This window comes from Nonomuraea sp. NPDC050540, from assembly GCF_044457485.1.
Lineage (GTDB): Bacteria > Actinomycetota > Actinomycetes > Streptosporangiales > Streptosporangiaceae > Nonomuraea.
Window position 1 is genome coordinate 1 of record NZ_JBITHA010000045.1, and the last position, 6,501, is coordinate 6,501.

5 protein-coding genes are annotated in these 6,501 nt (G+C 66.8%); 2 read left to right on the forward strand and 3 right to left on the reverse strand.

Translation table 11 applies throughout. The features are described from left to right. Both ACIBI5_RS54135 and ACIBI5_RS54140 read right to left on the reverse strand, forming a co-directional pair. A partial coding sequence (locus ACIBI5_RS54135; protein ID WP_397259631.1) for an alpha/beta fold hydrolase occupies window positions 1–1,344 on the reverse strand: 1,344 nt, incomplete at its 3' end. Window positions 1,345–1,937: 593 nt separating this feature from the next. Continuing rightward, the gene (locus ACIBI5_RS54140) at window positions 1,938–2,294 is read right to left on the reverse strand and encodes a hypothetical protein (protein ID WP_397259633.1); all 357 of its coding nucleotides are present in this window, start codon (window positions 2,292–2,294) and stop codon (window positions 1,938–1,940) included. 115 nt (window positions 2,295–2,409) lie between these two features. On the opposite strand from ACIBI5_RS54140, the gene ACIBI5_RS54145 reads away from it, so the two are divergent. Further along, a complete protein-coding gene (locus tag ACIBI5_RS54145; protein ID WP_397259635.1) occupies window positions 2,410–4,923 on the forward strand; it encodes a S8 family serine peptidase in 2,514 nt (837 codons plus the stop codon). 36 nt (window positions 4,924–4,959) lie between these two features. Here ACIBI5_RS54145 and ACIBI5_RS54150 read toward each other — a convergent pair whose 3' ends face one another. Beyond that, window positions 4,960–5,631 carry a hypothetical protein gene (locus ACIBI5_RS54150; RefSeq protein WP_397259637.1) on the reverse strand — a complete coding sequence of 224 codons (672 nt, stop codon included), beginning with the start codon at window positions 5,629–5,631 and terminating at the stop codon, window positions 4,960–4,962. 17 nt (window positions 5,632–5,648) lie between these two features. Here ACIBI5_RS54150 and ACIBI5_RS54155 point away from each other — a divergent pair, with 17 nt between their 5' ends. Next, window positions 5,649–6,068: a hypothetical protein gene (locus tag ACIBI5_RS54155; RefSeq protein ID WP_397259639.1), complete on the forward strand. Its 420-nt coding sequence runs from the start codon at window positions 5,649–5,651 to the stop codon at window positions 6,066–6,068. The last annotated feature ends 433 nt before the right edge of the window (window positions 6,069–6,501 follow it).

A 6,501-nucleotide genomic window follows, 5' to 3' on the forward strand; every position in this document is an offset into this window, starting at 1 on the left:
GGGTCCCTCGTAGGTGACGGTCACCGAACCCGGGATCATCTCGGTGAGGGTCCGGGTCGTCACCACGTCGCCGTACGTGCTTCCCACGCCCAAGATCGGCGGGAGGCCGTGCGACGGGAGCGGACGGACCGGGTTGGCCACCTTCAGCGGCCAGCCTGTGCACGCGACGCCTTCGATCCGGACGGAGCCGAGATTCGGCCTGGTCTTCTCCGCCGTGCGACGGTAGTTCCGCAGTTCGCCATAGTCGGCGAAGCCACGACCGTCGCCGCAACTCATCGCCAGGACGCCGGGCGTGCTCCAGACGCTGGTGCCGGTGATGACCTGATCGCCGAACCCGGAGCCGTCCCCGCGCCGAGCCTTGTCGACCGACTTGGCGAAGGCCAGCCAGTTCGCGTGGTCCTTGCCCGGGTCGACCGCATGGGTGAAGGCGTGTTGCCGCAGCATCCATCCGGTCATCTCGCCCTTGCCGAACTCGGCAGAGGTGCCGGGGATCGGCTTGCGGTCGGCTGCGCGGACGAGTGCGCGCCATACGGCTTCGGCGTCCTCGCCGTGCAGCGCGCAGGCGGGGGTGTCCGCGCACCAGGCGGTGAACTCCTTGAACTTCTCCTCGAAGACGGTCGATATCCGGAGCATCTGGTCGTTGAAGCCTGCGGCCTGGTTGATCACGCCGTCGGCGTACAGGGCCCGGATCCGCTGCGGGAACAGGCGGGCGTAGGCGATGGAGGGCACCCCACCGTAGGAGTGGGCCACAATGCTGAGCCGCTCCTCGCCCAGCACCGCCCGGATCGCCTCCATGTCCCTGGCCATCGACATGGAGTCCACATGTGCGAACAGGCCGGTGGCGTCTGCCTTCTGGCAGGCGAGGAAGGACCTGGTCATCGCGGCGGTCTGGGCGGTGTAGCGCTTGCGGCTGCGAGGGTCTTCCATTTGGGTGCCGGGCTTCCAGCAGACCTTGGGCATGTTTCTGAACCACAGGCTGGTGCGCGTCTGGAAGAAGACGAGGTCGAAGCGGCGGCCCAGTTCCTTGAGATTGGACGCGGCGAACTTCACCTCGGGGATGCCGCTGCTCCCGGGTCCGCCGGTCACTTCCAGGACGCTACCGATCCGGCGGTCGGGTTCGGTGGCGGGCAGCCGGGCGAGGTCCAGCCGGATCTTCCTGCCGCCGGGCTCGGCCCAGTTCACCGGCACTTCGATCGAGGCGCACTCCGTGGGCGAGGGAAGCGTCGTGTTCGAGCACTCGCCCCAGGTCAGCCGTCCGGCCCCGGCCGCCGCCGAGACTGGCGCCGCCGGTGGGAGCGCTGCGATGGCCGCCGTGGCAGCGAGGATCGCGAAAGTCTTCTTCATGGTCCGCACCTCGGCGTCACGGATCTCATCGCCCCATGGGAATGTCCAGGGGATCCTTGTGTGATCATGACTTCCATCCTCAGCCGATCGGGACCGGGTCTCGTCGTCCGCGCGGACGATTGTCGGCTGGGAGCCTGCTCCCAACCGGGCCCGGCAAGCTGCATGAGTAGCTCTTGATCATCCCATTGATCAACATGCTGAAACCTGGGGTGTCGCGCTGCTTTTGCGACAGGTAGTCCCCGAAAATGTAGGTTCTCATGATCTGGGACTCGTCACTGGCGGAGGCGGAACTTACGGATGCCGTACTCGCGCTCGCCGACATCCCTCCAGCCATCAAAGCCGCTGCCATGGCCGCAACTGCGTTTGGCCGGACCAGTGTGCTTCATAGAGCATGTCCGCCTCTGGAGGTTCGTCGATGGAGATGCCGTTTCCGCGTGAAGCGACTTTCTCAAGCCGCAATCACGGAACTGCCTGGTCGGCAGGAACTTCAGAAATATCGCGAACCACACAGCGCGAGACGTGCTCTGCACGAATTGCCCGAGATCCGTGCAGAGAGTGCCAATACGGAGACCGGGAGAAACCGTGGGAACGAATCAGGCCGGGGTGCCTGGTGTCCGGCTGAGCAGTTCGTCGTAGGCGGCGGTTGAGGGCGTTGGGCGGTTGTCTGCGGGCAGGGCCGCCAGGATGGTTTCCAGTTTGGCGCGTGCGGCCTGATCGTCTTCCTGCGAGCCGGCCAGTGCCTCGTAGGCGGTGGATCGGCCGACCCCGTAGCTCGTCGGCGCCGCCGTACTGCTGATCTGCTTGGCCGCAAGTGGTGAACCGCCCGTAGGGAGATCGCCGAAGAACGCGGGGACGCGGCGTCGTGACGCGTGATGGAACGGAATGTCACGCCCATGGGGTATGCGATCTTTATCTCTAAGGTCACTTCTGGTTGCGGTCCTGATCGCCACGTTCCTGGGCGTCCCAGCCGAAGCGCAGGCCGCATCCCCCATCGAAAACGAGATCTCCCTGCTCAAGGAAGAGCTGAACCGGGTGATCGAGACGCAAAGGCACGGGCCTGCTCCCATGGACGAGCAGGTCGCCACCTCTTTGAAGGAGGGCGTGGAGAAGGCCCAGTCCGCGGACCCGTGTGAGGCGGCCGATGGGCTGCTGTCCTTCGCCCGGCTCGCCCGTGACCAGGTGCGGGCCCTGCAAGAGGTGATCGACAACGGGAGCTGGAACGTCGACCAGCTCGCCCAGCTCAACGCCACTCGCAACGGCCTGGACCAACTCGCGAGGCGAGCTGGAACCCTTCGCGCCCGCATCTTCACCGAGTTGAGGGAATGCGAGGGACCGCTCGACTTCTACGTGGACCCTGACCGTGCCAAGCCCCAGGGCGACAAGCTGCCCGATGATCGGCCGCTGGCCAGCCTCACCGACTCGGACGGGACGCCGATGGACTTCGTCGCCGACGAACTCGTCGTCACCACGTCGAACCAGTCGGAGCTGGAAGCCGTTCTTGCCAAGTGGAACGGCAAGGTCGTGAACAAGGTGGAGCAGGACGACCTCAGCCACTACCTGATCAAGATCGATACCACGACCGCCAACCCCGAGCAGTTGAGCCACGCGCTGTCGGCGCTCAACCCCGACAAGAACAAGGCCGAATCGGTGGCGGTGTCCAGCCGTGCGGGCCTGGAACTACTCACGGCCGCTGCCACAACGGAAAAGGTCGCCGTCAACTGGGTGAGCAAGCAAGACGACATCCCCAGCGGTAGCACCCCCGAAGCAGCGAGCGGGCCGGCCGCGTACAGCACAGGGGGTTACAGCCGGAACTCCTTCAATTGGGTGAACCTCAAGCAAGGCAGCACGCAGGACATCGGCGTGCCCGCCGCCTGGCAGCTACTCAACTCGGTCGGCAAACTGGACAACAAGGTCAAGGTCGCCGTGCTCGACCGCGGGTTCGCCGGCACCATCGATCACCCGCCCTCGACCACGCTCACCACTTCGGCCCCTCTGTTTGGCCCGAGCACTCAGTTCCCCTGGGACTCACCCTGGCACGGCACCAAGGTCCTGGACTCGATCGCCGCCGTGCCAGGCAACCAGGTCGGTACGGCAGGCACGGCAGGCCCGGTGGCCAGGCCGACCGGCATCTGGACAACCGGCGACTTCTTCCAACTCATGGTCGCGATCGGACAAGCGGCCGCCGGCGGCAACAAGATCATCAGCATCAGTCAGCGAATGCCAGTGCCGTGGTACCTGGCCTGGATGGTGCTGCCCTTCGACTCCTTCACCTGGTGGATCAGGAACGTGCACAACATCTTGATCTTCGCGTCAGCGGGCAACGAGGGAGCCAACGTCGACGCCACCACCGGCTGGATCTTCAAGTGGGAGAAGACCTGGCATACCCCGTGTGAGAACGCCGGCGTGATCTGTGTCGGCGGCCTCGCGCACAACTCGCTGAACCGCCACGTGCACTCCAATTACGGAAACGAGGACGTCAGTATCTACGCGCCGTACAGCGTGCTGTCCGGCCCTAACCCGGCAACTCCCGACGCGAGCGTGACGACCGAGATCCACGGCACCAGCTTCTCCACGCCGTACACGGCTGGGGTTGCGGCACTGCTCATCGCTGCGAACCCGGCCCAGAACATCGACACGATCGAGAACATCCTCTTCGACAACATGCGCCATAGCCCCGACGGCAAGGTCAACAGGAAGGTGGTCCACGCGCTGGGAGCAGTCCAGGAGGCGCTACCGGCCACGGTCAAGATCACTACTCCGTCGAACGGGGCGGTGATCTCGGCGGCCAGCCCGACCCCGTTCAAGGCTTCGCTGTACGGCCCGGGCCCCACACTCACCTGGCGGCGAGGCGGTGTGGTTATCGGTACGGGCCCGCAGATCCAGGCCACGATTCCCGCCGGAACCCATACGATCACCGCGACGGCCGCCTTCTCCAACGGGGAATCGGCCATGGAGCAGATCACGGTGACCTCGGTGGATTACGTCCCGGATGTGAAGGTCACCGGGCCCAAGTCGCCGACCATGACACCCACCTTCGACAAGTCCGAGCTGATCCCGTTCCACGCCACCAGCCAGGACGACTTGGGGCCGCTGGCTGAAAGCGCGATGAAGTGGTACCTCGACAACGCCACCACGCCCTTCGCGACGGGGCACAACCCGACGGTCAACACCGGCGCAGCGGTGGGCAATCACACGGTGACGCTCAAGGGCTGCGATGCGGCCAACCAGTGCGATCAGGAGACGATCCCCATCGTCATCCAGGCCGACGGGGCCAACAAACCGCCCGTGGTCCACGTGACTAACCCGGCGAACGGCGCGCTGCTCTCGGTCAACGGAAGTGACGCGACCGGCTGGTACCACGAGATATCCCTGAACGGCACCGCCACCGACCCCGAGGGCAATCCGGTCACCGTGAAGTGGTTCGACAACGGCGTCCAGATCGCCAACACGCTCCAGGCCACCGTCAAGCTCAAGGGCGGCTGTAATCAGTACAACCACAACCTCACGCTGCAAGCGACCGACAATGCCAATATCACCCGCCAAGACCAGGTGACCGTGACGGTTGTCCTGATCTGCTAAACCCGGCCGCGGAGCTGCCGCCCATCATCGAGGCACCTAGGCGCATCTGATGCCCGTCTGCACGGTGGCGCGCAGCTCCGCGCCGATCACCTCATCCGCCTCGGCGATATGCGTCAGCGCCCGCCGGATGGCCTTGCTCACCGCGACCCTGGCCCGTTCATGGTCATCGGTGAAGGTGCGCGCCCGGCCGCCCAGTCCGGTGCTCGCGGTCAGCTCCGAGACCAGCCAGTCACGCTCGACACGAAGCGCCGCGGCACGCTCCAGGTCGTTGGCGGCCTCCAGCTCGCCGATCTCCTCTTCGAGCTGAGTCAACCGCGCCGTGTAGGTGCGTTCCGCGTACTCGTCCAGAACGGGTTGGGCGGAGGGGGCCGGCGTGTCCTCCACACCGGCGACGAGATCGATGGCGCGGATCTCCCGCCGGGGGTTGGCGATGAGGACGGAAAGGTGGCGCATGCCCACGCTCGACTTGACCAGCGCGGTACGGCCGGCCAGCTCGATCCGCCACCAGCGCCCGCTGTTGGAGCAAAGCGCCACTGACGATGCCTGCGTGCCTCGCACTTCGGGGAGCGCCATACCCAGCTCGGCGGCCTCCTTCTCCGCCAGGAGCAGCTCGTCGCGTGGCTCGCCCAGCCGTACCAGCGCATGGCCGAGCCGCCAGCGGCTCAGCACCGCCGCGGGCCAGTGGCCGAGCGCGCTATTGGCGCGCAACGCCTGCGCGCGCCACGGTGCAGGCGGCGCTTCGGGTGCTACGCGCCGAGGGGCTGATCGTCTCCCGGCGGGGCAGCGGCACCTTCGTCGCCGAGCACCCGCTGCCGGCCGCGGCCGCGCACCAGAACGCGCCGAAGATTCGCATTCACCGCTACGAGCACATCCTGGCTATCAAGTGGCCTGAGTTCGACCGGTGGCTGATGGTGTGGCCGAACGAGTACGCCGGCGAGCGGGAGCCTGCCGCGACGACCGAGTGGCGGCCGCTGCTGTTCGGCGAGGCCGACTTCGAGGACCGGCACGAGTGGATCGACCCGGCTGCCGAGCACCACGCCGACGTCACCCCGAGGACCGGCCGGGTCCGGCGCGAGCTGGCGCAGACGGTCTCGGCCGTGACGCAGATCCTCAACGGACTGGACGCCCACCCCTGGCAACGGTGAGCACCTGCGCGACGTAACGCCCGATCGGCGCCGGCGCCTGGTGTTCGTACGCGTGTGCGTGCTGCCGGTCGGCACGATGACCACGCCGGGCCCCGGCCGGCAGGCGGATGGGTCAAAGACCGTTCATGACCCAGCTTGCGCCGCGCGGCCTCGTGGAGCCCGCCCCGAGCCATCTGGTGACCCTTGTCGCCCGCGCCGCACCCGCGCCCCGGTTGAACCGCTTGCGGGCAGCCTCTTGTGATAGCACTGGTGTCCGTGCCGGTCGGCTTTCTGGGGGGAACCGGCCCGCGCTTGAGGGGGGCAAGAGCGCCCGGACCAGCGAGTCCTTTCCTGTCCCGGCGCTCTTGCCCGTCCCGGCCAGGCGCATCCTCCATCTGGTCGGGCGGCCCGGCTGCGGGCTACCGTGGAGAGGCGATCCTCGCCTGTTCCCGCG

Coding starts and splice junctions, on each gene's coding strand:
- ACIBI5_RS54145 (WP_397259635.1), top strand. CDS start 2,410: ATGGACGAGCAGGTCGCCACCTCTTTGAAGGAGGGCGTGGAGAAGGCC.